Annotated in this window: 25 protein-coding genes and 1 pseudogene; 19 read left to right on the forward strand and 7 right to left on the reverse strand. The window is 34.7% G+C overall.

All coding sequences use genetic code 11. The features are described from left to right. Positions 1 to 139: 139 nt before the first annotated feature. Positions 140 to 1,267 (reverse strand): alpha/beta fold hydrolase, encoded by a 1,128-nt coding sequence (locus NSQ69_RS12405; RefSeq protein WP_078203951.1) that lies wholly within the window; start codon positions 1,265 to 1,267, stop codon positions 140 to 142. 147 nt (positions 1,268 to 1,414) lie between these two features. Here NSQ69_RS12405 and NSQ69_RS12410 point away from each other — a divergent pair, with 147 nt between their 5' ends. Then, the gene (locus NSQ69_RS12410; RefSeq protein ID WP_088291578.1) at positions 1,415 to 1,990 is read left to right on the forward strand and encodes a TetR/AcrR family transcriptional regulator; all 576 of its coding nucleotides are present in this window, start codon (positions 1,415 to 1,417) and stop codon (positions 1,988 to 1,990) included. Positions 1,991 to 2,279: 289 nt separating this feature from the next. Then, positions 2,280 to 3,656, forward strand: a complete 1,377-nt coding sequence (locus NSQ69_RS12415; protein ID WP_002168344.1) for a lytic polysaccharide monooxygenase — start codon at positions 2,280 to 2,282, stop codon at positions 3,654 to 3,656. A gap of 153 nt (positions 3,657 to 3,809) precedes the next feature. Here the strand turns inward: NSQ69_RS12415 and NSQ69_RS12420 are convergent, their stop codons facing one another. Together NSQ69_RS12420 and NSQ69_RS12425 are read right to left on the reverse strand one after the other, a co-directional pair. Beyond that, entirely contained in the window at positions 3,810 to 5,225 is a 1,416-nt protein-coding gene (locus NSQ69_RS12420; RefSeq protein WP_002127484.1) for a phosphatidylinositol-specific phospholipase C, read from the reverse strand. 421 nt (positions 5,226 to 5,646) lie between these two features. Further along, positions 5,647 to 6,216, reverse strand: a complete 570-nt coding sequence (locus NSQ69_RS12425; RefSeq protein WP_002127485.1) for a hypothetical protein — start codon at positions 6,214 to 6,216, stop codon at positions 5,647 to 5,649. 600 nt (positions 6,217 to 6,816) lie between these two features. Between NSQ69_RS12425 and NSQ69_RS12430 the strand changes: the two genes are divergently transcribed. The 13 genes from NSQ69_RS12430 (at position 6,817) to NSQ69_RS12490 (ending at position 19,920) form a co-directional block, all read left to right on the forward strand. After that, complete coding sequence (locus NSQ69_RS12430; protein WP_002032218.1) at positions 6,817 to 7,659, forward strand: metallophosphoesterase; 843 nt, start codon at positions 6,817 to 6,819, stop codon at positions 7,657 to 7,659. 216 nt (positions 7,660 to 7,875) lie between these two features. Then, entirely contained in the window at positions 7,876 to 8,127 is a 252-nt protein-coding gene (locus NSQ69_RS12435) for a hypothetical protein (RefSeq protein ID WP_002017002.1), read from the forward strand. Positions 8,128 to 8,311: 184 nt separating this feature from the next. Beyond that, positions 8,312 to 9,037 (forward strand): ABC transporter ATP-binding protein, encoded by a 726-nt coding sequence (locus NSQ69_RS12440; protein WP_341099297.1) that lies wholly within the window; start codon positions 8,312 to 8,314, stop codon positions 9,035 to 9,037. Further along, positions 9,034 to 10,053 (forward strand): ABC transporter permease, encoded by a 1,020-nt coding sequence (locus NSQ69_RS12445; protein WP_002127488.1) that lies wholly within the window; start codon positions 9,034 to 9,036, stop codon positions 10,051 to 10,053. Before NSQ69_RS12440 ends, NSQ69_RS12445 begins: the two co-directional genes overlap by 4 nt. Positions 10,054 to 10,077: 24 nt before the next feature. Continuing rightward, a complete protein-coding gene (locus NSQ69_RS12450; RefSeq protein WP_002032224.1) occupies positions 10,078 to 10,731 on the forward strand; it encodes a TetR/AcrR family transcriptional regulator in 654 nt (217 codons plus the stop codon). Positions 10,732 to 10,735: 4 nt separating this feature from the next. Continuing rightward, entirely contained in the window at positions 10,736 to 11,704 is a 969-nt protein-coding gene (locus tag NSQ69_RS12455; protein ID WP_002127490.1) for a YbgA family protein, read from the forward strand. A 216-nt stretch (positions 11,705 to 11,920) separates the two neighbouring features. Further along, on the forward strand, positions 11,921 to 13,066 hold the full coding sequence (locus NSQ69_RS12460; RefSeq protein WP_002032227.1) for an acyl-CoA dehydrogenase: 1,146 nt from the start codon (positions 11,921 to 11,923) through the stop codon (positions 13,064 to 13,066). 15 nt (positions 13,067 to 13,081) lie between these two features. After that, the gene (locus NSQ69_RS12465) at positions 13,082 to 14,419 is read left to right on the forward strand and encodes an acetyl-CoA carboxylase biotin carboxylase subunit (protein ID WP_002127492.1); all 1,338 of its coding nucleotides are present in this window, start codon (positions 13,082 to 13,084) and stop codon (positions 14,417 to 14,419) included. Positions 14,420 to 14,445: 26 nt separating this feature from the next. Further along, on the forward strand, positions 14,446 to 14,661 hold the full coding sequence (locus NSQ69_RS12470) for an acetyl-CoA carboxylase biotin carboxyl carrier protein subunit (protein WP_001985297.1): 216 nt from the start codon (positions 14,446 to 14,448) through the stop codon (positions 14,659 to 14,661). Between the two features lie 21 nt (positions 14,662 to 14,682). Next, positions 14,683 to 15,594 carry a hydroxymethylglutaryl-CoA lyase gene (gene mvaB / locus NSQ69_RS12475; RefSeq protein WP_002017011.1) on the forward strand — a complete coding sequence of 304 codons (912 nt, stop codon included), beginning with the start codon at positions 14,683 to 14,685 and terminating at the stop codon, positions 15,592 to 15,594. Positions 15,595 to 15,598: 4 nt separating this feature from the next. Then, a complete protein-coding gene (locus NSQ69_RS12480; RefSeq protein ID WP_002017012.1) occupies positions 15,599 to 16,387 on the forward strand; it encodes an enoyl-CoA hydratase in 789 nt (262 codons plus the stop codon). Between the two features lie 2 nt (positions 16,388 to 16,389). Continuing rightward, positions 16,390 to 17,931 carry an acyl-CoA carboxylase subunit beta gene (locus NSQ69_RS12485; protein ID WP_341099298.1) on the forward strand — a complete coding sequence of 514 codons (1,542 nt, stop codon included), beginning with the start codon at positions 16,390 to 16,392 and terminating at the stop codon, positions 17,929 to 17,931. 48 nt (positions 17,932 to 17,979) lie between these two features. Next, entirely contained in the window at positions 17,980 to 19,920 is a 1,941-nt protein-coding gene (locus NSQ69_RS12490) for an AMP-binding protein (RefSeq protein WP_002127493.1), read from the forward strand. Positions 19,921 to 20,363: 443 nt separating this feature from the next. On the opposite strand, the gene NSQ69_RS12495 is transcribed toward NSQ69_RS12490, so the two are convergent. Further along, positions 20,364 to 20,561 (reverse strand): hypothetical protein, encoded by a 198-nt coding sequence (locus NSQ69_RS12495; RefSeq protein WP_002017016.1) that lies wholly within the window; start codon positions 20,559 to 20,561, stop codon positions 20,364 to 20,366. Between the two features lie 317 nt (positions 20,562 to 20,878). On the opposite strand from NSQ69_RS12495, the gene NSQ69_RS12500 reads away from it, so the two are divergent. Both NSQ69_RS12500 and NSQ69_RS12505 read left to right on the forward strand, forming a co-directional pair. Continuing rightward, positions 20,879 to 21,124 carry a hypothetical protein gene (locus NSQ69_RS12500; RefSeq protein ID WP_000237381.1) on the forward strand — a complete coding sequence of 82 codons (246 nt, stop codon included), beginning with the start codon at positions 20,879 to 20,881 and terminating at the stop codon, positions 21,122 to 21,124. A gap of 15 nt (positions 21,125 to 21,139) precedes the next feature. Further along, on the forward strand, positions 21,140 to 21,379 hold the full coding sequence (locus tag NSQ69_RS12505) for a hypothetical protein (RefSeq protein WP_341099881.1): 240 nt from the start codon (positions 21,140 to 21,142) through the stop codon (positions 21,377 to 21,379). Positions 21,380 to 21,396: 17 nt separating this feature from the next. Here NSQ69_RS12505 and NSQ69_RS12510 read toward each other — a convergent pair. Together NSQ69_RS12510 and NSQ69_RS12515 are read right to left on the reverse strand one after the other, a co-directional pair. Beyond that, a pseudogene (locus tag NSQ69_RS12510) lies at positions 21,397 to 21,453 on the reverse strand (exosporium leader peptide-containing protein); the annotation flags it as partial. 198 nt (positions 21,454 to 21,651) lie between these two features. Next, positions 21,652 to 22,020, reverse strand: a complete 369-nt coding sequence (locus NSQ69_RS12515) for an FtsB family cell division protein (protein WP_262449453.1) — start codon at positions 22,018 to 22,020, stop codon at positions 21,652 to 21,654. Positions 22,021 to 22,349: 329 nt separating this feature from the next. Here NSQ69_RS12515 and NSQ69_RS12520 point away from each other — a divergent pair, with 329 nt between their 5' ends. Together NSQ69_RS12520 and NSQ69_RS12525 are read left to right on the forward strand one after the other, a co-directional pair. Beyond that, positions 22,350 to 22,520: a hypothetical protein gene (locus NSQ69_RS12520; protein ID WP_003189371.1), complete on the forward strand. Its 171-nt coding sequence runs from the start codon at positions 22,350 to 22,352 to the stop codon at positions 22,518 to 22,520. Between the two features lie 166 nt (positions 22,521 to 22,686). Further along, a complete protein-coding gene (locus tag NSQ69_RS12525) occupies positions 22,687 to 23,067 on the forward strand; it encodes a hypothetical protein (RefSeq protein ID WP_002127497.1) in 381 nt (126 codons plus the stop codon). A 107-nt stretch (positions 23,068 to 23,174) separates the two neighbouring features. Here the strand turns inward: NSQ69_RS12525 and NSQ69_RS12530 are convergent, their stop codons facing one another. Next, positions 23,175 to 23,444 carry a hypothetical protein gene (locus NSQ69_RS12530; protein WP_002127498.1) on the reverse strand — a complete coding sequence of 90 codons (270 nt, stop codon included), beginning with the start codon at positions 23,442 to 23,444 and terminating at the stop codon, positions 23,175 to 23,177. Positions 23,445 to 23,751: the final 307 nt, after the last annotated feature.

The raw sequence follows: 23,751 nt of genomic DNA on the forward strand, positions 1-23,751 counted from the left end.
TTTTATGAAAATAATATCAGTCTTTTTGAGGAGTGACACGATGGTCACCATGAACACTATAAGAAGGGCAAGAATGTCACCATGTTCTAATGTGCTAATAAAAGAAAAATTTTGAAAGTGCTAAAACGCTTCATATTTCTCAATATAATTTATGTCGCAAAAAGCTTTTAATTTCATCAAAAGCTAAGTGACGATGACCAGCCTGACAATGTTGTTCACCACCAGTTTTCTTAGTGAAAACTACAGAAGTGATGGAGGCTGCATTACATAGCTCCGATTCGATTTGCGGTAATCGGCTAATTGGAACGTACTGATCGTCTTCACCAGCCAGGAGCAATACTTCTTGATTTATGAACTGACCGATTCCTGCCATCGTATGTTTTTCAAAGTTTTTAAGTAAGTTAAATGGCGTTTTTTCACCTGTATTTTCCATACCTTTTTTAACTTTCCAGTTCAGGTCGATGCTGGTGGCCATCATTTGTTTAAACATGGTATTAATTTTGTCAGCTTCATTAGTAGCCAGAAGCGTGGTCAATTTATTCCAGATATTATCCGGCATGCGCATCTTGAGTGCATCAAGGCCACTATAAAAAATATTAAAGGCGATGACTTTGTCGATTCGTTTTTCAAAAGCGGCGGCACGCATTGCCAAGTAGCCGCCCCAAGAAGCTCCGAGAATACTAACACGGTCAAGTTTGAAATAGTCAATGACTGTGGAAACGGGCTTCTCCCAGTTGTGGATGAATTTTAAGCCGTTTTTCAGTGCTGTTCCTTGTCCAGGTCCATCAAAAACTATAATATTATAATTGATTCCTATGAGGTAGTTCATCATCTTCATCATTTCCTCCATGTAGGAATCGTAGCCTCCAAAGAAAAGTAGTGTATTACATGCGCCTGGTGTCATGAATTTGATTGCAGGAAGATAGGAATCTTCATAAGGAATTTGATAGGTTTCATACTCAAAGTCATGAAAACCCTTATAAAAGGTTTCACGGTATTTTTGGTACACTTTTTCTTTTTTTGGATCGGATGATTCCATATAAAACTCGGCAGCCTGATAATAAACCGAAGCTAGATCGAAGTCTTTCTGATGCTCCCGCATTGCTGCATATTCTATCCAAGTGTTATACCAGCTGTCCGTGTCTGTAAGTCTTGGGATGATGGCTTGCAAATCCTGATTTGCCCGCTCATCGTCTTGATAGAAATCGTTGAAAAAACGGTTAATTTGCAAATTGAACTGTTCGTTGTTTACATACTGTTTAAACATAAAATTCCTCCTTATATTTGACTACAAGGTAAGGATAAGAGAAGTATATTAAAGAAACAACAAGCAGGAAAGGGTAAGAAGTACGAAATCGAACCATAAGGATATAAATGGTTTGATAAGCAACTTTGGGAAGGAGATTGATTATTAATGGGAGAGGATGTTCGCGTTTATAAAACGAAGAAAAATATTTCTAATACACTTATTACCCTCTTGAACGAAAAAGAGTTTGGGCGAATTACAACTAAAGATATTTGCATACATGCTATGGTGAGTAAGTCCACATTTTACAGCCATTTTGCAGATAAATATGATCTTTTGGAAAAATTAGTGCAAAATTATGTCTGCTGGTTCAAGGAAGAAATTGAATTTCGTTTCGCATTAATAGAGAATGGAAATGTGGCTCAAGCTATTAATATGATAACCGATAAGATCTCAGCGCGAAAAAAAGAGGTTGCAACTTTACTCCATGTACGTGTTCCCTCAGCGGATTTACGTTTAGAATTAGAATCCATTTTATATAATGCCTGCTATTCCTATTTGAAAGAGCGGCAGGTTGAAGTAAGTGTGCCGATTGACTTTGTAGCTCAGTTGTATACAGCAAACGCAATGTTGTCAATCAATTGGTCGCTGAGCAACGATAAAAATCCAGATGTGGTTGAACTAATCGATAATATGCAGGGATATGTTTTTGATCTGATTTTGTCAGGTGGCGAGAGAATGTAATAAATCATGAAACCTGCTTAATAATGTAGTTATCGTGTGGGGGTGTGGTTGTAAAAAATTAAGTAATCGATATTTGGATTTTTTGTGAATCTTTATTGGTTTTTTATAAACTCTTTACTACATAATGTTACAAAATAGAATTAATTTGCTTAATTTATCCCCATATCAGGTTAATAAATAAACTAAATGTGTTTATGTTATTGAACTATTAATATATTAGTAGGTGATTTGTTCGTTTATCCCTATATTGCTATTATATTAGCATAAACAATATATTGGGGGGACAAGTATGAATTTGAAATTAACATCTAAGTTAGAAAGATTAAGAAAAAGTAAAAAAGGAATTGGTGCTTGTGTTTTAGCTGCAGGGGTGACGGCAATTACAATGATTCCTCAAAGTGCATATGCACATGGGTTTGTTGAAAAGCCGAGTAGTCGTGCTGCTTTATGTAGTCAGAATTATGGAGCATTAAATTTAAATTGTGGAAATGTAATGTACGAACCTCAAAGTCTAGAAGCACCTAAAGGATTCCCAGATGGTGGACCGATTGATGGGAAAATCGCTTCGGCAGGAGGACTGTTTGGAGGGATTCTTGACCAACAAACATCAAATCGCTGGTTCAAAAACACAATAAAGGGGGGAGCAAATACATTTACATGGAAATACACAGCGGCACATTCTACAAGTAAATGGCATTATTACATTACCAAAAAGGGATGGGATCCTAATAAACCATTAACACGTGCTGAATTAGAACCAATTGGAACTGTGAAACATGACGGTTCGGCAGCATCAAATAATTTAACACATACAATTAATGTACCAACTGATCGCAATGGTTATCATGTTATTTTAGCTGTATGGGATGTAGCAGATACGTCAAATGCGTTTTATAATGTAATTGATGTAAATCTAGTAAATAATGAAGCTCCCGATACAGTAGCTCCAAGTCAACCAACTGGATTAAATGCGTCTAAAGTTTCTGCCAATAGTGTTGAACTAACATGGAAGGCCTCTACTGATAATATAGGTGTAAAAGAATATCAAGTGTTACGCAATGGAGAAGTAATTGATACGGTACCAGGTACAACTTTTATTGATAAAAAACTAAAAGCAAATACGGAATATACCTATACAATAAAGGCATTAGACTCTGCTGGAAATATATCAAAAGAAAGTGAAAAACTAAAGGTTAAGACAACAAATGCAATCCCAGATATAGAGGCTCCGACTCAACCTAAAGGATTACATAGTATGGGTACAACAGCGACAACTGTTGATTTGATGTGGAGTCCGTCTGAAGATAATGTAGGTGTTGACCATTATGTTGTATATAGAGAAAACGCAGGGGTTATGAATAAAATTGGGACAACGGATAATACATCCTTTGTGGATAAAAATTTAAAGGCAAATACATCGTACAAATATGTAGTGACAGCGGTTGATTTAGCTAGAAATGAGTCTAGTAGAAGTGATGTTTTAACTGTAGCAACAAAACTAGATGGCTCTACTTATGAAAAATGGGATGCAAGAAAAGCATACAATAAAGGTGATAAAGTAGTACATGAGGGAAAAGTGTATGAAGCGGTTCAAAGTTATCAAGGGAACGGCGATCCAAATTGGATTTTTGCACTATCGATTTGGAAGCCAGTTTTAAATAAATGATAAGTGGAAAAGGGTAGTTATCACTTATTCTATGTGCAATACCGGAACAGGGGTGCAATTTTTACTCTTCATCCCAATATATACGAAATGAAATTATTAAAGAACCCCAATGGTATTCCATCAAAAAGGAATTCCATTGGGGTTCTTTATTTTTTAATTTGTAATAGCGTATATTTTCACTGTAAATTTGTTAGTGGCACCAAGTGGGCTTGCAATATAATATTTAGTATTCGTATAAGCTTCAGTCCTAGATCCATGTGAAATATTTTTCCAACGAATAGAATCTGTACCTAGGGAAACATCAATCATTACATTGAAAGAAATAGTAGAAGGATGATCTTTTTCTGAAGGCTCAATAATCCATTTTAATTCCTTAGTACCTACAGGTAAACTATCAATTTTAAAGTTTTGACTGGATCGATTTTTTTGACCGGATAAAGGACTAGATTCGGAAGAAATTTGCGAAATTAATATTTCTTTTTCATTCGAATGTATACCATTTAATTTAATGATACTATCAATTAAACCTGGTCCAGGAAAATCAGCTGCAATGATACCAGTATGTTTCATTCCACCTTGTTGTAAGAACTCAGTTCCAAGTGTATTCATTCCACCATAAAATACTTGACCATTTATATCACGAGGGAAATCTTCCCACGCATTAGTTGTAGCTTTTTGAATCATCTTGGGGTTACTATCAGTATTTCTGCTCTCTTTACCACTTGCAACAAACCAAGGATAAACATTATTTAATAATGCAGCAGCACCACCTGTGCCACTAAAATGGTTAAGATAGATTTTATCATTATTAAAATTATTATTTGCATTTTGAAGGTGGGTTTTCACCGCATTCCATTTTTCATACATTCCGTCGGGTCCGTTTTCAATTTCAAATGTATCTTGTATATTTAAGCTATCGTAATTAATACCATATTGCTGAGAGGCTGTAAAGTTTTGTAAGATTACAATTTTCCCTCGGATGTCTCCTAGAGTAGGATTATTTCTTTTTGAAGTTGGTACAGAACTCGGATCCCAAAAATAGGAAGAATTAAGGTCTTTGTATTTATTAAGTATTTCCTCGAATGATAGTGAGCCACTTTCAGGAGTAGTTTCTTCTTTTAAGCGCATTAAAATTGTTTCTGTAGGATGATCTTTTAAAAATTGAATTGCCTCTTTTAATACATCTTCAAACATTGCTTTTTGATTTACAATCCCATGGTACATTGCAAAAGAATCTTTTACACGTTTAACACGCATATCTACATATCGAATTCCGGAATTTAATTGTTGTGGTAGACTCATAGTTTGATTTCTTGTCAAATTTTCATCAAGAAAACTTGCTCCATGTAAAGCCATTGTACCGTGAGTCCCTGGAATAGATATTTCACTCAATTTTGTTGAATCTGCTACTTTCGACATCCATGCTGGGTTTTGATAGCCTATATTGGATTCATAGGAATAACCTGGATGACTATCAGCAAAAATAGTAGATGGTGTACTTAAACTTGCTAGTGTGAAACAAGTAAGGATACTAATTTTAAAAAAATTCCTCATTTTTATTTTGTTCATTTTATCTCTCCTGACTTTTAAACAATAGATATAATAAAACAAGATGATTTTTTACTACATCTATTGTTTTCATTCTTAAAGTAATGAATTTTTGTGTTTGAAAAAATCAAAATAGGGTAGGAAGTTATTTGAGATTTTAATAGTTTGTTGTAATAAATTGTATCTAATAGTCAAACGGATTCTTAAAGAATTGAAGCATAGATGGGTAAAAAACAAACTTTCCGCTGTACTGTATACAAACAAAACAGAAGTCTTAAAAAAGACTTCTATTTTGTGACATATAATGAATGATAAGGTGGTTAACAAATCAAGATAATGTGACTGAGTGGTAAAAATCTATTTATAGCTGTTTCAGAATTTCTTATAACAAGGCTACTTAGGAAAAGTGGATCTCTACAATGCTAATAAAAATTTAAAAATTCTATTCATTAAAACTTAAACTAACTACAGTTGCGATAGATTGGGCTGCATGTTCCCAGCTTCCATCTATAACTTTCCCAATTTGTTGACCAAGTGCATTTAAATCATTTGGATTTACTGGGATCCCATTATACGCAGCAAGAATTGATAAAAGTGGAGCAGTAAATGGTGTCCAACCACCTCTATCAATATTAAATACAGGCTTATCTATTACCTTTCCATCTTGCACTGTAAACTCATAATAAAATTGATCATCTGGACGAAAACTTAAATGATGAGAAATTTGTCCCTTAACATATGTTTTACCGCCACCTAAATTTACTACTTCAATTGGTTTTACATTAAATTCATGCTCAAATACTTTAATTTTTTTAACTTCTGGACCATTTAAGGCAGCTTTAACTGCTGTTTCCAAATTATTTTGTGCAAATGGTTGAATACTCATCTGTGTCTCTTCTTGTTGGATAGGAGCCTCTTTTTCAGCAGCAAACACCGATGTACTTGGTAGTGCACCTGTAGCCAATGTAGCTGCAAGTGCTGTCGTCATCATGATTTTTCTTTTCATCTTCATAGTTTTCTTCCTCCCTTAAAGTTATGATATATAATTTTTTAAAGACTGACATGGGGCAATATTTTATTTCATAATGCACGCAAAAAAATAGTTTAAGAATTATGTGAAATTATGTCAGAAAATTAAAGTTAATTATATATGCACTTACAATGATAGCTATCTACACATGTTTTTTCAATTTTCTAATAAATAATACAGTAATACCTTTTCATAGGGCAATTTAGTGTTTCAATTCTCTCTTTGTACGTTTTAAACAAATTAAAATCGTAGTGGTAATAATATATTTGTAATCAAATGTCGTATATACTTCGAGAAAAGTACACAATATTTTTATAAAAAACTATAGGAATTATCAGGATATAGTTATCAAACGAAGTAAGATAAATGTTAATATTATGAAGAGATTCCAGTGATCTGCTATAAAGTTACTGAGAAATGAGCATGACATCATACACGCATGCGATTGAAAAATTTTATAAGTGGCGTATAAAACTATAACAAATACTACAAATCAATTAAAAAATTTCAGTTATTCTGAATGCGAAGGGCACGTAATATTTATTGTGAACTGTAGTACTGATTAAGATTTTAGGAGGAAGTATGAACAAGAAGATTAAAAGAATCATATTAATTATTGGTATATTAGTAGGCATTAGTATCTTTTTATATTTACAAAACAATTTAATAAGTATAACTGAGGTTAAAATAACCTCTAGTAAAATTCCCTCTTCTTTTAAAGGATATAAAATACTACAAATTTCAGATTTACATAATAAAAAATTTGGTGATAATCAAGACGTTTTAATTCAAAAAGTAAAAAGCATAAATCCAGATATTATTGCTATTACGGGTGATTTAATAGACAGTAAATCGTACGATGCAGAAATGAGTATGCAAGTAATACGAGAACTTGTGAAGGAATATCCGGTATATTTTGTGACAGGAAATCATGAAAAATGGTCAGGGAAATATAACAGTTTAGAAAAAAAATTAAAGAAACAGCATGTCACTGTTTTAAGAAATGAACATGTAATAATACAAAAGGGAGGACACGAAATAAACTTGTTAGGAATTGATGATCCGGAATTTAATACTGGAGATATTGATGAAGGAAGTATTGTAAAAGATGCAATTGTAAAAGCAAAAATTGAAACGCTGCCAGATAGGTATAATGTATTATTATCCCATAGGCCTGAATTTTTAGAAGCATATGCTGATGAGCAAGTAGATTTAGTGTTATCGGGTCATGCACATGGGGGGCAAGTTCGGTTACCTTTTATCGGGGGATTAGTTGCTCCTAATCAAGGAATACTGCCCAAATATACAGCGGGTTTATATGAACAACAAAATACGTCTATGATAGTTAGTAGAGGATTAGGCAATAGTATCATTCCGCAAAGAGTTTTTAATAGACCTGAGATTGTAGTCGTGCAGTTAAATTAATCTGTACGGCTTTTTTGTTCAGGAGAATAATTTAAAGGTAGTTTTTCTTGAGTACAAGTTTCCATTACAATTTTGTTAAAATTTTTCAACGTTACATAAAGTAACAAAATTTGACCTATTGAGTTTGTTATAGTGTAAATAATCAAAAAACTTAAAAATTAGTCGAGTTAAAATAGTTATTATTAAGCAATATTAAAAATATAAAGGGGTGTACAAATGCATAAAGAATTTGAAATTGAAGAATATACGGCGATTGAGGAGCAAATTCATTATTATAGTACGTCTTTATTAGTAAGTCATCCTGAGCAAATTGTAAAGTATTTAGAAAAACGGTTGGAAAAGTATGCAGAAACGTTACAATATGCACATTTATATCCGGAAACGGTTATATTACCAATACAGCAAATAGTTATCGAATATTCATTAGATGTTGCTAGAATTAGAAGGTATTTAAATTTAAAAACATAACAAAAATCAAATAATTTACAATGAAACAGAGTCGACTTTAAGAAAAGATATTCTAATGTCGACTCTGTTTCATTGATTTAGTAAATAACAGAAAAAATATATGTTTGAAAAGTTTGACATATAATAATTCGAGAGTAAAATAAAAGTGAGTACTCACTCATTTTAAAGAAAAGGGGGATTTTTAGTGCAGCAACCTTCAATTATTTTACGAGATGTATCAAAAAAATTTGGGAAAAAAGAAGTTTTGCATAACCTTTCGCTGCAAGTAGAAAAAGCAGAAATTTTTGGCTTGGTTGGACCTTCCGGATCAGGGAAAACAACACTCATTAAAATGATTGCAGGTATTAATGAGTCAACTACAGGGGATGTAATTGTTTTTAATACAAACATGCCTAATCTAAATGAAATGAAAAGAATTGGTTATATGGCTCAGGCTGATGCATTATACGAAGAACTATCGGCATATGAAAATGCAGATTTTATTGCAACGATGTATGGGTTAAAAGGTAAGCGTAAGAAAGAGAGAATCGTAGAAGTTTTTGAATTTTTGCAATTATCAGAGCATACGAAAAAGCAAGTACAGCATTTTTCAGGTGGAATGAAAAAACGTTTATCATTGGCGATAGCACTCCTTCATGAACCAGAAATATTAATTTTAGATGAGCCAACAGTTGGGATAGATCCTCTACTTCGAAAATCGATTTGGGAGAAGTTTTATGACCTTAAAAAGAAAGGAACAACTATTATTGTAACAACGCACATTATGGATGAAGCTGAGTTTTGCGAACGTCTAGGGCTAATTAGAGAAGGGAATTTAGTTGCGATTGGCACACCGGAGGAATTGAAAAAACAAACATCTTCTGGACGAATTGAAGATGTCTTTATGTTAGAAGGAGTGATTGAATCATGAGAGTTAATGGTGTAGTCATCCGTATCATTCGTCAATTTTTTCGAGATAAGCGTTCTTTAGCAATGATGTTTGGGGCACCAATGTTATTACTTTGGTTATTATCGCTAATATTTACACAAAAAGACTATATACCGCATATTGCTGTAGTCGATGTACCTGCTCCTATAGTAAAAGCAATGAAAAATCAAGAAGCATCAATTTATGAATATAGTAAAGACAAAGCAATTTCGGAATTAGAAAAGCAAAAGGTAGATGCAGTAATTCATTTAGAAAATGGAAAAATGAATCTTCTATTAGAAGGCAGTGATTCATCAAAAAACCGTGCAGTACTTCAAGTATTGCAAAAGAGTACAGAGAAGAATAATGTATCAATGATGAAGCCTGAAGTGGATTATTTACATGGCTCTAAAGACATTACGATGTTCGATGGGCTTGGTCCCGTATTAATTGGTTTCTTTACATTTTTCTTTGTATTTATATTGTCCGGAGTATCTTTTGTAAGAGAACGTTTAAGTGGTACATTAGAGAGGTTATTGTCCACACCAGTGAGAAGATGGGAAATAGTTTTAGGATATATTATTGGTTTTGGAATCTTTGCACTTATACAATCTATTATAATTGTAAGTTTTTCAGTTTATATTTTAGATTTATATGTAGCTGGCTCAATATGGCTAACGCTACTTATAACATGTATGCTTTCTTTAACTGCACTAACATTAGGCACATTTTTATCGGCATACGCAAATAATGAATTTCAAATGATTCAATTTATACCGCTTGTTATCGTGCCACAAGTCTTCTTTTCTGGGTTGTTTCCAATGGAATCCATGAATACATGGTTACAAATGTTAGGTAAATTATTTCCACTCACATATGGTGCTGACGCTATGAGACAAGTAATGATTCGGAATCAAGGGTTTACAGAGATTGCATTAGATCTTACTGTATTACTACTTTTTTCACTATTATTTGCAGTAGGAAATGTATTTGCATTAAAGAAACATCGCAAAATATAATGATGATAAAAAGGAGCACAATAAATGAAGAAGGATTGGCTGGAAGAATTAGTTGCCGCAACGAATGCTGATAAACGTAATGAACGTCAAATGCGTATATTAGAGGCAGCTGTTGATATGTTTGGAGAAAAAGGGTACGCCTCAACTTCAACGAGTGAAATTGCAAAGCGAGCTGGTGTAGCGGAAGGAACAATCTTCCGCTACTATAAAACGAAAAAAGATTTATTGTTTGCAGTCGTGATGCCGACCTTAACAAAGTTTGCTGCACCATTTTTCGTACAAGCCTTTGCAAAAGAAATATTTAAAACAGAGTATGAATCGTATGAAGTGCTTTTAAGAGTAATAATTCAAAATAGATTTGAATTTGCTAAAAAGCACTTTCCAATGATAAAAATATTAATTCAAGAAGTACCATTTCAGCCGGAACTAAAAAGTGAAATACAACAATTAATAGAAACAGAACTGCTTGTACATTTTAAAAAGCTGATTGCAAAGTTTCAAGAAGAAGGGGAAATTATTGAACTTCCACCATCTTCCGTATTACGTCTTACTTTATCAGCTGTATTAGGGTTGCTCTTAACGAGGTTTTTATTATTGCCGGAAGAGAAATGGGACGATGAAGTGGAAATTGAAAATACGATTCAATTTATATTGTATGGACTAACGCCACGGAGGTAATGTGATGCGACAATTTGCTAAACCGATAATTGTTGTAAGTAAATGTTTAGAATTTGATGCCTGTCGTTATAATGGAGAGATGGTTCCAGATTTAACAATTCGAAACTTGCAGCCATTTGTTACATTTATACCTGTATGTCCTGAAGTAGAAATTGGTTTAGGGACTCCTCGTGAAACGATACGTATTGTAGAAAAAAATGGTGCGAATAGGCTTGTACAACCGTCAATACGAGAAGATGTAACTGAAAAAATGAATGAATTTTCAAATGCATTTTTACAAACATTACCTGAAGTTGACGGTTTTATTTTGAAGAATCGTTCGCCAAGTTGCGGAACTCGTGATGTGAAAATCTATTCTGGTTTTGAAAAAGGGCCAGTAAAAGGAAAAGGAACTGGATTATTTGGTGGAGCAGTAATAAAAAAATTTTCGCATCTTCCAATTGAAGAAGAAGGTAGATTGTCGAATTTTATTATTAGAGAGCATTTCTTTACAAGATTGTTTACAATCGCGCATTACAAAATGATTAAACATACTAAAAACATAAAAGAACTCGTAGCGTTTCAATCAGATTATAAGTATTTATTTATGGCATATAATCAGGTGAAACAAAAAGAATTAGGGCGTATTATTGCAAATCAAAAAAATGAAACAATTGAAGTCGTATTTGATAACTATGAGAAGACTTTATATGAATTATTTATTCGCGCGCCTCGCTATACATCGAATGTAAATGTATGTGAGCACATTTTCGGATATTTTAAAACAAAGCTAAAAAAACAAGAAAAAGATCATTTTTTAGAGCTGTTACAGAAGTATTCTGAAAAGAAAATCCCACTTAGTAGTTTACTTGTCATTTTAAAAACATGGGCCATTCGATTTGATGAAAAGTATTTATTAAGACAAACATATTTCGAACCATACCCTGAAGGGTTAGTAGAAATTTCTGATTCGGGAAAAGGTAGAGATTATTAAACAATAAATTACATAATTCGACACAAAACCTCCTATGTTGTTGTAGAACAATGTAGGAATTTTTTTGTGCATTGGTACAGAATCTGTTTTAAAATTAAGTTATGACAGAATTATAGCAATTGTCTAACTAATATTCGTGTCTTTTAAGAAGTAATGTTTGTAGTAGAAACTCGCACGCTGTCGAAACTCAATATTCGATAAGGGGTGTGTAGCGGAATGGAATTTACTCTAACTCGCGAAAAACAAATGATTAAAGAAATGGTACGTGATTTTGCTGAAAAGGAAATCGCACCGAAAGCTGTATATTATGACAAAACTGCGGAATTTCCATATGAAACATTTCAAAAAATGGGCGAACTAGGATTATTAGGTATCCCATTCCCGGAAGAGTATGGAGGTTCAGGTGGCGATACGTTATCGTACGCGTTAGCTGTTGAAGAGATTGGTCGTGCTTGTGGTGGAACAGGTTTAAGCTATGCTGCAACAATTTCATTAGGTGCTTCTCCAATTTATTATTTCGGTACAGAAGAACAAAAACAGAAATTTTTAGTTCCAATGGCGTCAGGTAAAACGTTAGGTGCTTTCGGATTAACGGAGCCAAATGCTGGATCTGATGCAGGGGGCACACAAACGAAAGCAATTTTAGATGGCGATGAATATGTTATTAGTGGTGAAAAGTGCTGGATTACAAACGCAGAGTATGCAAATACAATTATTGTAACCGCTATCAACGGTTTTGAAGACAATGGTAAAAAACGTATTTCTGCATTTATCGTACCGACTACTAGTGAAGGATTAACGATTTCAAGCCCTTACGATAAGATGGGTGTTCGTGCTTCTAATACTTGTGAAATCGTACTTGATGGTGTACGTGTACCGAAAGAAAATATTCTTGGTGATGTAAATAAAGGATTTAAACAATTCTTATATACACTTGATGGAGGACGTATTTCAATTGCAGCATTAGCAGTAGGTATTGCACAATCTGCATTTGAACGTGCATTGCAATATGCGAAAGAACGTCAACAATTTGGAAAACCGATTTCTAATTTCCAAGCGATTCAATTTAAATTGGCTGATATGGCGACTGAAGTAGAATTAGCGCGTAATTTAGTACATAAAGCAGCTTGGTTAAAAGATAACGATAAACCTTTCGGTAAAGAAGCGGCTATGGCAAAGTTGTTTGCATCTGAAGCTGCAAGTCGTATAGCAAATCATGCAGTACAAATTCATGGTGGATATGGCTATATGCGTGAATATGAAGTTGAACGATATATTCGTGATGCAAAACTTTTAGAAATTGGTGAAGGAACTTCTGAAATTCAACGTCTCGTAATTGCAAGACATTTAGGATGTAGATAAAAAGGAGGAGTCACTATGTTTCAAAAAATATTAATTGCTAATCGCGGGGAAATCGCAGTTCGCATTATGAAAACTTGTCAAAAACTTGGCATTCGTACCGTTGCTATTTATTCTGAGGCTGATGAAAATGCCCTTCATGTAAAATTGGCAAATGAAGCTTACTTAGTAGGCGGTCCACGTGTCCAAGAAAGCTATTTAAACCTTGAAAAAATTATGGAAATAGCTAAGAAGACAAATGCTGAAGCAATCCATCCGGGGTACGGATTATTATCAGAGAATCCATCTTTTCCGATTCGCTGTAAAGAAGAAGGCATCGTATTTATCGGTCCTTCAGAAGAAATCATTACTAAGATGGGAAGTAAAATTGAGTCACGTATAGCGATGCAAGCAGCAGATGTACCAGTAGTTCCAGGCATTACTACAAATATAGAAACTGCTGAAGAAGCAATTGAAATTGCAAAACAAATTGGTTATCCATTAATGCTTAAGGCATCCGCGGGCGGCGGAGGCATTGGAATGCAGTTGATGGAAACTGAGCAAACGCTCACCAAAGCATTTGAAAGTAATAAAACAAGAGCGCAAAATTTCTTTGGTAACGGAGAAATGTACTTAGAACGCTATATAGCAGATGCACATCATATTGAAATTCAGCTTTTAGCAGATACACATGGTAATACAGTGTATTTATGGGAACGCGAATGTTCAGTGCAGCGCCGAAATCAAAAAGTAATTGAAGAAGCACCTTCACCATTTTTAGATGAGGGTACACGAAAGGCTATGGGAGAAGTTGCTGTACAAGCTGCTAAAGCACTTGGTTATACAAATGCAGGTACAGTTGAGTTTCTTGTAGATGATCAAAAGAACTTTTATTTCTTAGAAATGAATACGAGATTACAAGTAGAACATCCAGTTACAGAAGAAATTACTGGGTTAGACTTAGTTGAACAACAATTACTTATCGCATATGGTGAGAAGCTATCATTTACACAGGATGATGTAAAACGTAGTGGTCATGCCATTGAGGCTCGTATTTATGCAGAAGATCCGAAAACATTCTTCCCATCACCTGGGAAAATTACAGATTTAACGTTACCGACAAATATACGTATTGATCACTTTTTGGAGAATCAAGTAACGATTACACCTTTCTATGATCCAATGATTGCGAAAGTAATCGCACATGGTGAAACTCGTGAAGAAGCGATTTCAAAATTAAAAATTGCTCTAGAAGAGTTAAAAGTAGAAGGTATTAAAACAAACACACCAATGTTACTGCAAGTACTCGGAGACGATGTGTTCAAAAGTGGTATTTATACAACGGGTTTTGTAACGAAACAACTTGTTAAAAAGTAAGATTTATGAATATTAAGGGGGAAAAAATGATGACGAAAGTATATGCATCGATGGCAGGAAATGTTTGGAAGATTGTTGTAGGAGTAGGAGATACAGTAGAGGAAGAGCAGGATGTCGTCATTTTGGAATCTATGAAAATGGAAATTCCAATCGTTTCAGAAGAAGCCGGAACTGTTATGAAAATTAACGTACAAGAAGGCGATTTTGTAAATGAAGGAGATGTATTACTAGAAATTGAATAGGGAGATATAGGGGGAAGCGAATTGAAACTACCTAATTTTGCTGTCATTAAAGAAGTCGGGCCACGTGATGGCTTACAGAATGAAAAAAAGATTGTTGGCACAAAAGATAAAGTAAAATGGATTCAACTACTTACAGAAGCGGGATTGTCGTACGTTGAAGTTTCCTCATTCGTTCACCCTAAATGGGTTCCTGCATTAGCAGATGCAAGTGATGTGTTTTCTGAGCTAAAAAGGGATCCAAATGTTACATATGCAGCGCTTGTTCCAAATCAAAATGGTTTGGAACGAGCTTTTTTGCAAAATGTAGATGAGGTGAATGTTTTTTTATCAGCAAGTGAATCTCACAATAAAAGTAATATTAATAAATCTATTAAAGAAGCATTAGCTGTAATTGAAGATATAACAAAACAGGCAACGTTCGAAGGTAAAAAGGTAAGAGGCTATGTTTCTACTGTATTTGGATGTCCTTATGAAGGGGATATAAGTGCCACAGCAGTTGACGAAATATGTAATCAACTATTTTCATACGGCATTTATGAAGTTTCTCTCGGTGACACGATTGGTGTAGCGAATCCATTACAAGTAGAACAAGTATTAGAACATCTATTAAAGAAGTATGATGCTTCGCAGTTTGCAATGCATTTTCATAATACGTATGGAATGGCTCTGGCGAATGTAGTTAAGTCTTTAGAATATGGTATTACAACGTTTGATAGTTCTTGTGGTGGACTCGGAGGATGTCCTTATGCACCAGGAGCATCGGGTAATGTTGCTACTGATGACTTAGTGCATATGCTCCATAAGCTGGGAGTCCAAACTAATATTGATGAAGAAAAGTTATTGAGAGCTAGTCAGTTTATTCAAAGTAAGTTAAATATCCAATTACCGAGTCATGTGTATAGAGCGCTTCAACATAAAACGATAAGTAGGTGAGAAGATGCTGCAATTACAAAACATTTCAGTTGACTATGTTACACCGCACGTTGTAAAGATTTCGTTAAATCGTGAAAGACAAGCAAACTCATTATCTTTGGCATTATTAGAAGAATTACAAACTATATTAACTCAAATAAACGAAGAATCAAATACGCGCGTTGTTATTTTAACAGGGGATGGCGAAAAAGCATTTTGCGCTGGTGCTGATCTAAAAGAGCGTGCCAACATGAGTGAAGAACAAGTTCGCCATGCTGTGGGTATGATTCGTTCTACTATGGAGATGGTGGAACAATTACCACAACCAGTTATTGCTGCTATTAATGGAATCGCACTTGGCGGAGGTACTGAATTAAGCTTAGCTTGTGATTTTAGAATTGCTTCTGACACTGCAAGTCTAGGTCTTACTGAAACTTCTCTTGCAATTATACCTGGAGCAGGTGGTACTCAGCGTTTACCGAGATTAATTGGAGTCGGTAGAGCGAAAGAATTAATTTATACAGGAAGACGTATTTCGGCGCAAGAAGCGAAAGAATATGGTTTAGTAGAATTCGTAGTACCAGCTGATTTACTAGAAGAGAAAGCAATTGAAATTGCAGATCGAATTGCTAAAAATGGTCCAATTGCTGTTCGATTAGCAAAAGAAGCAATTTCAAATGGAATTCAAGTAGATTTACATACCGGCTTACAAATGGAAAAACAGGCGTATGAGGGCGTAATCCATACGAAAGATAGATTAGAAGGATTACAGGCATTCAAGGAAAAACGCAAACCAATGTATAAGGGGGAGTAAATATGTTAGATCAAAAACAACAATCTAATTCATTTGAAGAACGAGTTGAAACAATTAAGCAAGGCGGGGCACCGAAATATCATGAACAAAACAAAGCAAAAGGGAAACTTTTTGTTCGAGATCGTTTAGCTCTTTTATTCGATAATGGTGAATATGTGGAAGATGCATTATTTGCAAATTGTGAACAAACTGGATTACCAGCTGATGGTGTTGTAACTGCGACTGGTAAAATAAATGGTCGTACTGCGTGCGTAATGGCAAATGATTCGACTGTAAAAGCTGGATCATGGGGAGCACGTACAGTTGAAAAAATTCTACGAATTCAAGAAACAGCAGAAAAATTACGTGTACCGTTATTTTATTTAGTTGATTCTGCTGGAGCGCGTATTACAGATCAAGTTGAAATGTTCCCTGGACGCCGCGGTGCGGGAAGAATTTTTTATAACCAAGTGAAATTATCTGGAAAAGTGCCACAAATTTGTTTATTATTTGGACCTTCAGCAGCTGGTGGTGCGTATATTCCAGCATTTTGTGACGTTGTTATGATGGTTGAAGGAAATGCTTCTATGTATTTAGGGTCTCCGCGTATGGCTGAAATGGTTATCGGTGAGAAGGTAACTTTAGAAGAAATGGGCGGAGCACGTATGCATTGCTCAGTATCAGGATGCGGAGATGTTTTATGTAAAACAGAAGAAGATGCAATTACGCAAGCAAGACAATATATTTCTTATTTTCCAAGTAACTATTTAGAAAAGACTCCTTTGATTACACCTCAAGAACCGAAACAGTTCGATAAAACGTTAGAAGAAATCATTCCAGAAAATCAAAATGCTCCTTTCAATATGAAAGATCTCATTAACAGAATTATTGATGAAGGTTCTTTCTTTGAAGTGAAAAAATTATTTGCTCAAGAACTAATTACAGGTTTAGCACGCATTGATGGTAAGCCAATTGGCATTATTGCAAATCAGCCGCGTATGAAGGGCGGCGTATTATTCCACGATTCAGCTGATAAAGCAGCGAAGTTTATAAATTTATGCGATGCATACCATATTCCATTATTATTCCTTGCAGATGTACCTGGATTTATGATTGGTACAAAAGTAGAACGTGCCGGAATTATTCGTCACGGTGCAAAAATGATCTCTGCAATGAGTGAAGCAACTGTACCGAAAATTTCTATCGTCGTTCGAAAAGCATATGGAGCTGGCTTATATGCAATGGCAGGTCCAGCGTTTGAACCAGATTGCTGCTTAGCATTACCAACAGCTTCTATTGCAGTAATGGGTCCAGAAGCAGCGGTCAATGCTGTATATGCAAATAAGATAGCAGCTTTACCAGAAGAAGAGCGTGCAAGCTTTATTGCTGAAAAACGAGAAGAGTATAAGAAAGATATTGATATTTACCGTTTAGCATCTGAGATGGTGATTGATGGTATTGTTCATCCAAACAATTTACGTGAAGAGCTAAAAGGACGATTCGAAATGTATATGAGTAAATATCAAGTATTCACGGATCGTAAACATCCTGTATATCCAGTTTAAAAGCCCTATTTAGGGCTTTCTTGCTCAAAAAATCAAGGAGGGGAAAACATGAAACAAGCAGTTTGGTTTCCAACAGAAGAATATAAAGAAAAAACGCGTTTATTTGGTTGGATGAAATCATTAGGCTATGAAGATTACGAAGCTTTTTATAATAAGTCAATTGAAGAAACAGCTTGGTTTTGGGGAGAAGCTGAGAGAGCAGTTGGCTATCAGTGGATGAAACCATATACAGAAGTGTTAGATTTAGAAAATGGTACACCGTTTGCACAGTGGTATACTGAGGGAACTTGTAACGTTGTAGAATCTGCTTTATCTCGCTGGCTTGCAGACGATAAAACGAAAACACAAGCAGCACTTATGTATGAAGGGGAAAACGGAACTTCGAAATCATTTACATATGAAGAGCTTGACAGCTGGGTAAGCCGTGTTGCCAACGGTTTGAAACATGCTGGTATTGAAAAAGGTGATCGTGTAACAATTTACATGCCAATGATTCCTGAAACAGTTGTTGCTATGTTAGCGGTAATGAAAATTGGAGCGATTATTTCACCAATATTCTCAGGTTTTGCTGCTGATGCAGTAATGACACGTGTACAAGCAGCTGGTTCAAAAATGGTTATTACCGCAGATGGCTTTTCACGCCGTGGGAAAATTGTTTCATTAAAAGATGAAGTAGATAAAGCTTGTGAACATTGTCCAACTGTTGAAAAGGTGGTAATTGTTCGTCATGCAGGAAATGATTTTACACCGCATAATTATGATTTTTCATGGAGTACGTTAGAAAAAGAAAAACCATTTATACATGCTGAAGAAATGAACAGTGATGATCCATTAATGCTTATATATACATCTGGAACGACTGGTAAGCCAAAGGGGACAGTACACACACATGCTGGTTTCCCGCTAAAATCTGCATTTGATGCAGGATTTGGAATGAATATAAAACAAGGCGACCGAGTATTATGGGTAACTGATATGGGCTGGATGATGGGACCATTTTTACTATTCGGCTCTTTAATTAATGGCGCAACAATGGTTATGTATGAAGGTGTCCCAGACTTTCCAGAAGCAGACCGCTTATGGGAGACAGTCGATAAATATGAAATTACTCATCTCGGTATTTCACCAACGTTAATCCGTGCATTAATGGCAAAAGGTGATGAATATGTAAATAAACACTCGTTAAAGAGTTTAGAAGTATTCGCATCAACAGGAGAACCTTGGAATCCAGACCCATGGATGTGGTTATTTAATACAGTTGGTAAAGGTAAGGTACCAATTTGTAACTATTCAGGTGGAACTGAAATTTCAGGTGGGATTTTCGGGAATGTCCTAATTAAGCCGATCGCACCGATTAGTTTTAACGCATCTTTACCAGGAATGGCAGCGGTTGTACTTGATGATCAAGGTAAACCAATTCGAGATGAAGTCGGAGAACTATGTTTAGAAAAACCTTGGGTAGGTATGACGAAAAGTTTCTGGGAAGATGATGAACGTTATGTAAACACATATTGGTCACGCTTTGAAAATAAATGGGTCCATGGGGACTGGGTTATTTATGACGGTGAGCAATACATCATCACAGGACGTTCAGACGATACGCTAAATATTGCAGGGAAACGTATTGGTCCTGCTGAATATGAATCTATTCTTGTGAAACATAATGATGTAATAGAAGCAGCGGCAGTTGGTGTACCGGATGATGTAAAAGGAGAAGTTTGTCATTGTTTTGTTGTATTACGAGATGGTGTAACATTCTCAGGAGAATTAAAGAAAGAATTAATGAGTTTAGTAAACTCTCATATTGGTAAAGCTTTATGTCCAAAAGACATCCACGTTGTAGAAGATTTACCAAAAACACGAAATTCTAAAGTAATGCGACGTGTCATAAAAGCTGCTTACTTAGGAAAAGAATTAGGAGATTTATCGTCACTTGTAAATCCTGAAGTGGTACCCTTTATTCAAGGACTACAGTCTAGCAAACTATAAAATTACGAATGAGCTCTATGTAAATAGAGCTCATTTTTAATGTTTACAAAAAGAAAAGAGAGGAAAAGTAAATTTGAAGTTAAAAAATCTACTATTAGTGTTAAGTATGTCTGTTTGTTTTTAGTTTTTATCAAAATAGGATACTGTGGCTGTCTATTCAATGGAGTGAATGAATTTTGTTAAGAATGAAAATTTAGTGAAGAAAAAAGTAATGAATAAAAGGAGAAATCCCTGGGGGACAGGGATTCAATAAGGGAGATATTATTGTCGTTCAATGTCGAAATTTGGCGTATCCGACAAATTAATATTATCACGAATTTTCAGGAGATTGTGATAGTGGATGTGTCAAAAATGTGTACGGGTTTCATATAAAAGTGTTATTTAAATAGGAAAAGGGAAAAGAATTAAGTTCACTCGTTCTTAAGATTTTTTCCCTTTTAAATTTACTGTTTGTTCGTTGTTCTATATACATCTGAAATTGGTAAATCTTCGCCATGTAAAGCTTGAGTACTGTCCTTTTTGTTTGAATTATGTGCCTCCTGAGAGGTTTCTTGCAGTTGTTCTTGGGCCTTACTAGGGGTATTCAGCGCATCTAATGACACAGGATCAAGTTGTTGACTTAATAAATCTTTTTTATCCATGTTATGTAGCTCCTTTTTGAACTTAGATATAAAAACAAAGTATTTTTAAATAGTTACGTGGGTATTATGTATCTTTGAATGGAATTATATACACAAACTATATTGAGAATTTAACTAATTATAAAAATTACTTGTGCTGACAAGCTTAAGAAATATAAAGATCATTAGTTCTTAATAAAAGCGTTATTTTAGTAGGCTGTTACGAAATTTCATTTGAAAGGAACATCCCAATGATAAAAAAGAGCACTGTAAATCAGTGCTCATCTTATTAGATATTGCTTAGTCCTTAAAAATAAAACCATTACGGACAATTCACAATGGTAATAGTGACGCTAGCCATTGTTCCAGGAGAATCAAGAAGTGAAGCAGTAACGGTTACTGTTCCAGGCCCATTAGCGGCTAGAAATACAGCGGTAAAGTTACCTGAAGCATTGGTAATGACCGCAAGAGGAACCATGAAAGCAAGAGAAGGGTTACTGAATGAAAAACTGACCACTACTCCTGGAGTAGGACTACCGTTTACTAATACTTGCCCCGAAAAAAATAAAGTATTATTTCCTTGAGTGGATACACATGCTGTGGTTTCGTTAGAAGTCAAGGTAATAGAGGCAGGCCCAGCAGGAAGATTAAATCCAGTTGGTCCAGTTGGTCCGGTAGAGCCAGTTGATCCAGTTGGTCCAGTTGGTCCAGTTGGTCCAGTTGGTCCGGTAGAACCAGTTGATCCGGTTGATCCGGTTGGTCCAGTTGGTCCGGTAGAACCAGTTGATCCGGTTGAGCCAGTAGCTCCTGTAGAACCGGTGGGACCAGTAGGGAATTGAAAGGGTTGAACAGGTGGAAGTGTAGGTCCAATAGAACCCGGATTAAGTGCAGCAAAATATAAAAACTCGTCCATTATTTATCACCTCTAAAAATCGTATTACTAATAGTAAATGTAATGATAGAGCAATGTGAAATGGACAAGCGGTTGTATTTTAATAAATTAAACAAAATAGTTATTTGATAGAAAAAGAAATTAGTATGTTTATTTTAGAAATTAAATATAAAAAGGCGATTATCGTCAAATCGCCTTTTGGGGTAATGCAGTGTAATTTTATTCAGTTATTTGAAATATAGTTTCATTCGGTTTGGAAAATCCATACAGTTTCCTTGCGAATTTTAAAATTTCTTCTTCACTACCTGTTAAAGCCTTAACATCATTTTTAAGGGTATGACCATCCTTCTTTAAAGAAGATAATTTTTGTTGCTCCGTATTAACCGTGATTTGTTTTTCTTTAATCATTTCTTGCTGGTTATTAAGAGAATATTGAAGGACAAAAATTATAGGTAATATAAAAGCTAAAGTAGTTATAATACGGCGTCTTGTTTTTTTATTATTACTTTGTTTGGTGTTAGCGTTCACTTGCTGTGAGGGTATCTTAGGATTTGATTGTTGTGATGATATTTTTGGGATGTTTCCCATTAAAATGCCTCCATTACTGATTGTAGAATTTAAATTGTTTAAAAGTATTATAAATGTTCAATGGGAATTCTAGAAGATAGTTTAATATAGGTGAGTTTTGTAAAGTTTAAACAAAATCCTTATTTAAATAAAAGGAACCCCGATTGTCTGCGGGGCTCCTAAGGGTAATCGTCAAGTAATGACGTACTCGACTAGTTAACGATATCATGAATTTTTTGGTAAATATACTGGTAAATGCGTCCAAATTAATGAGAGCATTATTTGAAACAAAAACGCTATTTTAATAGGGAGGGGAATAATGATGATTCCATGGGACAAGCGAGTATACATTGTATCAAGGTGATCATTTTATTACAGAGGGGATAATTTTAGAGGTTAGTGAAAAGGCGAATAAATCATTATATTGGCGTTGGTGCATGTTAGCTCCAAGATATGAAAAAGTGTGCGGTAATAGTACAAAGCGACTTCGGTTGATTCGGATAGATGATGATGAAGAATGATATAAAAATTTCATTTTGTAGAGAAATGAGGTGATTAAGGATGGGCATAGAATATGCCATGTTTGTATTAAAAAAGAGCAGAATTTAGCCTATATATAAAGATGTTGGAATTGTTCTAAAGGGGGGAATATCTGGAATATAAATAATTGAGGGGAGTGAACTAATAATGGAAACTAGTACTTTTTTAGGATTGTTTTGGGGATGGATAACGGTTATCGTATCGGGAATACTTTTCGTACGTCCATCGGTACTACGTGAATTGAAAAAATTAGTGGTTGAAGACAGAGGATTTGGTATTATGTATGGTTTTCTATCAATTTTCCTAGGGTTAGGTAGTGTAATCCTACATAATGTATGGGTATTCAACTGGCAGGGGTTCCTAACGGTTATTGCATGGCTTGCATTATTAAAGGGAATCTACATAATTGCATATCCTGAACCCTCCAAGAAAACAGACTTTGAATTAAGGGTACTATCTACACGTATAGCGCTCGCTATCATTGGCGCCTTGGCTTTATGGATGCTTATAGTAATCTATATAAAATAATCATTTTCTAATAAGAACTATATTAAAATAAATCTCTACGTGTTCATTGACAAAAAGCTGACTATACTTAGTCAGCTTTTTGTATATTACATTCTAGTATTTATCGGTCACAAAAGACATGTTCTCTCTTTTAAGTCGATATTGAAAATGTTACCAACTTTTTCTTTTACAATGACAACAAATAAAGAAACATTTACAACGACACTTATTTCGTTTAGAACTCCAATCATTATCACAATGATTCTTTTCTTTAGATTTCCACCAATCATCATTACAATGCTTTTCCTTAGAACTCCAATCATCATCACAATGATTCTTTTCTTTAGATTTCCACCAGTCATCACAACAATGCTTTTTCTTAGAACTCCAGCAATCATTTTTCCAGGACATTCTTTTATACCTCCCTTCAATAGGATTCATACTATTCTATGTTTTAGTAAAAGAATGGCTTGTTTATTAACCTATTATTTTACCTTTATATGATAGAGTGCTTTCTACTAGATATAGAATTCATACAAACTATGCTAATTTTCAAGAGATAGTTGAGAGAACTACTGGTTATGATATTAATCAACAAACACTTGTTGAAGGAAACGTTAAGATTTTAAATAATATCTTATTTTGGAGTACGCTTTTCTGAATGTATATTTCACAATGGTAAAGGAAAAATACACCATATCACTG

Origin of the sequence: Bacillus sp. FSL R10-2201, from assembly GCF_038008665.1 — a bacterium.
In the GTDB taxonomy this organism is placed as follows: domain Bacteria; phylum Bacillota; class Bacilli; order Bacillales; family Bacillaceae_G; genus Bacillus_A; species Bacillus_A mycoides.

Excerpts from the sequence above, each read along its gene's own strand:
- NSQ69_RS12525 (WP_002127497.1), top strand. The coding sequence starts at position 22,687 with ATGGAAACTAGTACTTTTTTAGGATTGTTTTGGGGATGGATAACGGTT.
- NSQ69_RS12415 (WP_002168344.1), top strand. The coding sequence starts at position 2,280 with ATGAATTTGAAATTAACATCTAAGTTAGAAAGATTAAGAAAAAGTAAA.
- NSQ69_RS12460 (WP_002032227.1), top strand. The coding sequence starts at position 11,921 with ATGGAATTTACTCTAACTCGCGAAAAACAAATGATTAAAGAAATGGTA.
- NSQ69_RS12465 (WP_002127492.1), top strand. The coding sequence starts at position 13,082 with ATGTTTCAAAAAATATTAATTGCTAATCGCGGGGAAATCGCAGTTCGC.
- NSQ69_RS12455 (WP_002127490.1), top strand. The coding sequence starts at position 10,736 with ATGCGACAATTTGCTAAACCGATAATTGTTGTAAGTAAATGTTTAGAA.
- NSQ69_RS12405 (WP_078203951.1), bottom strand. The coding sequence starts at position 1,267 with ATGTTTAAACAGTATGTAAACAACGAACAGTTCAATTTGCAAATTAAC.
- NSQ69_RS12435 (WP_002017002.1), top strand. The coding sequence starts at position 7,876 with ATGCATAAAGAATTTGAAATTGAAGAATATACGGCGATTGAGGAGCAA.
- NSQ69_RS12445 (WP_002127488.1), top strand. The coding sequence starts at position 9,034 with ATGAGAGTTAATGGTGTAGTCATCCGTATCATTCGTCAATTTTTTCGA.
- NSQ69_RS12515 (WP_262449453.1), bottom strand. The coding sequence starts at position 22,020 with ATGGGAAACATCCCAAAAATATCATCACAACAATCAAATCCTAAGATA.
- NSQ69_RS12470 (WP_001985297.1), top strand. The coding sequence starts at position 14,446 with ATGATGACGAAAGTATATGCATCGATGGCAGGAAATGTTTGGAAGATT.
- NSQ69_RS12495 (WP_002017016.1), bottom strand. The coding sequence starts at position 20,561 with ATGGATAAAAAAGATTTATTAAGTCAACAACTTGATCCTGTGTCATTA.
- NSQ69_RS12450 (WP_002032224.1), top strand. The coding sequence starts at position 10,078 with ATGAAGAAGGATTGGCTGGAAGAATTAGTTGCCGCAACGAATGCTGAT.
- NSQ69_RS12490 (WP_002127493.1), top strand. The coding sequence starts at position 17,980 with ATGAAACAAGCAGTTTGGTTTCCAACAGAAGAATATAAAGAAAAAACG.
- NSQ69_RS12530 (WP_002127498.1), bottom strand. The coding sequence starts at position 23,444 with ATGATTGCTGGAGTTCTAAGAAAAAGCATTGTTGTGATGACTGGTGGA.
- NSQ69_RS12430 (WP_002032218.1), top strand. The coding sequence starts at position 6,817 with ATGAACAAGAAGATTAAAAGAATCATATTAATTATTGGTATATTAGTA.
- NSQ69_RS12420 (WP_002127484.1), bottom strand. The coding sequence starts at position 5,225 with ATGAACAAAATAAAAATGAGGAATTTTTTTAAAATTAGTATCCTTACT.
- NSQ69_RS12480 (WP_002017012.1), top strand. The coding sequence starts at position 15,599 with ATGCTGCAATTACAAAACATTTCAGTTGACTATGTTACACCGCACGTT.
- NSQ69_RS12485 (WP_341099298.1), top strand. The coding sequence starts at position 16,390 with ATGTTAGATCAAAAACAACAATCTAATTCATTTGAAGAACGAGTTGAA.
- NSQ69_RS12425 (WP_002127485.1), bottom strand. The coding sequence starts at position 6,216 with ATGAAGATGAAAAGAAAAATCATGATGACGACAGCACTTGCAGCTACA.
- NSQ69_RS12500 (WP_000237381.1), top strand. The coding sequence starts at position 20,879 with ATGGTAATAGTGACGCTAGCCATTGTTCCAGGAGAATCAAGAAGTGAA.
- NSQ69_RS12410 (WP_088291578.1), top strand. The coding sequence starts at position 1,415 with ATGGGAGAGGATGTTCGCGTTTATAAAACGAAGAAAAATATTTCTAAT.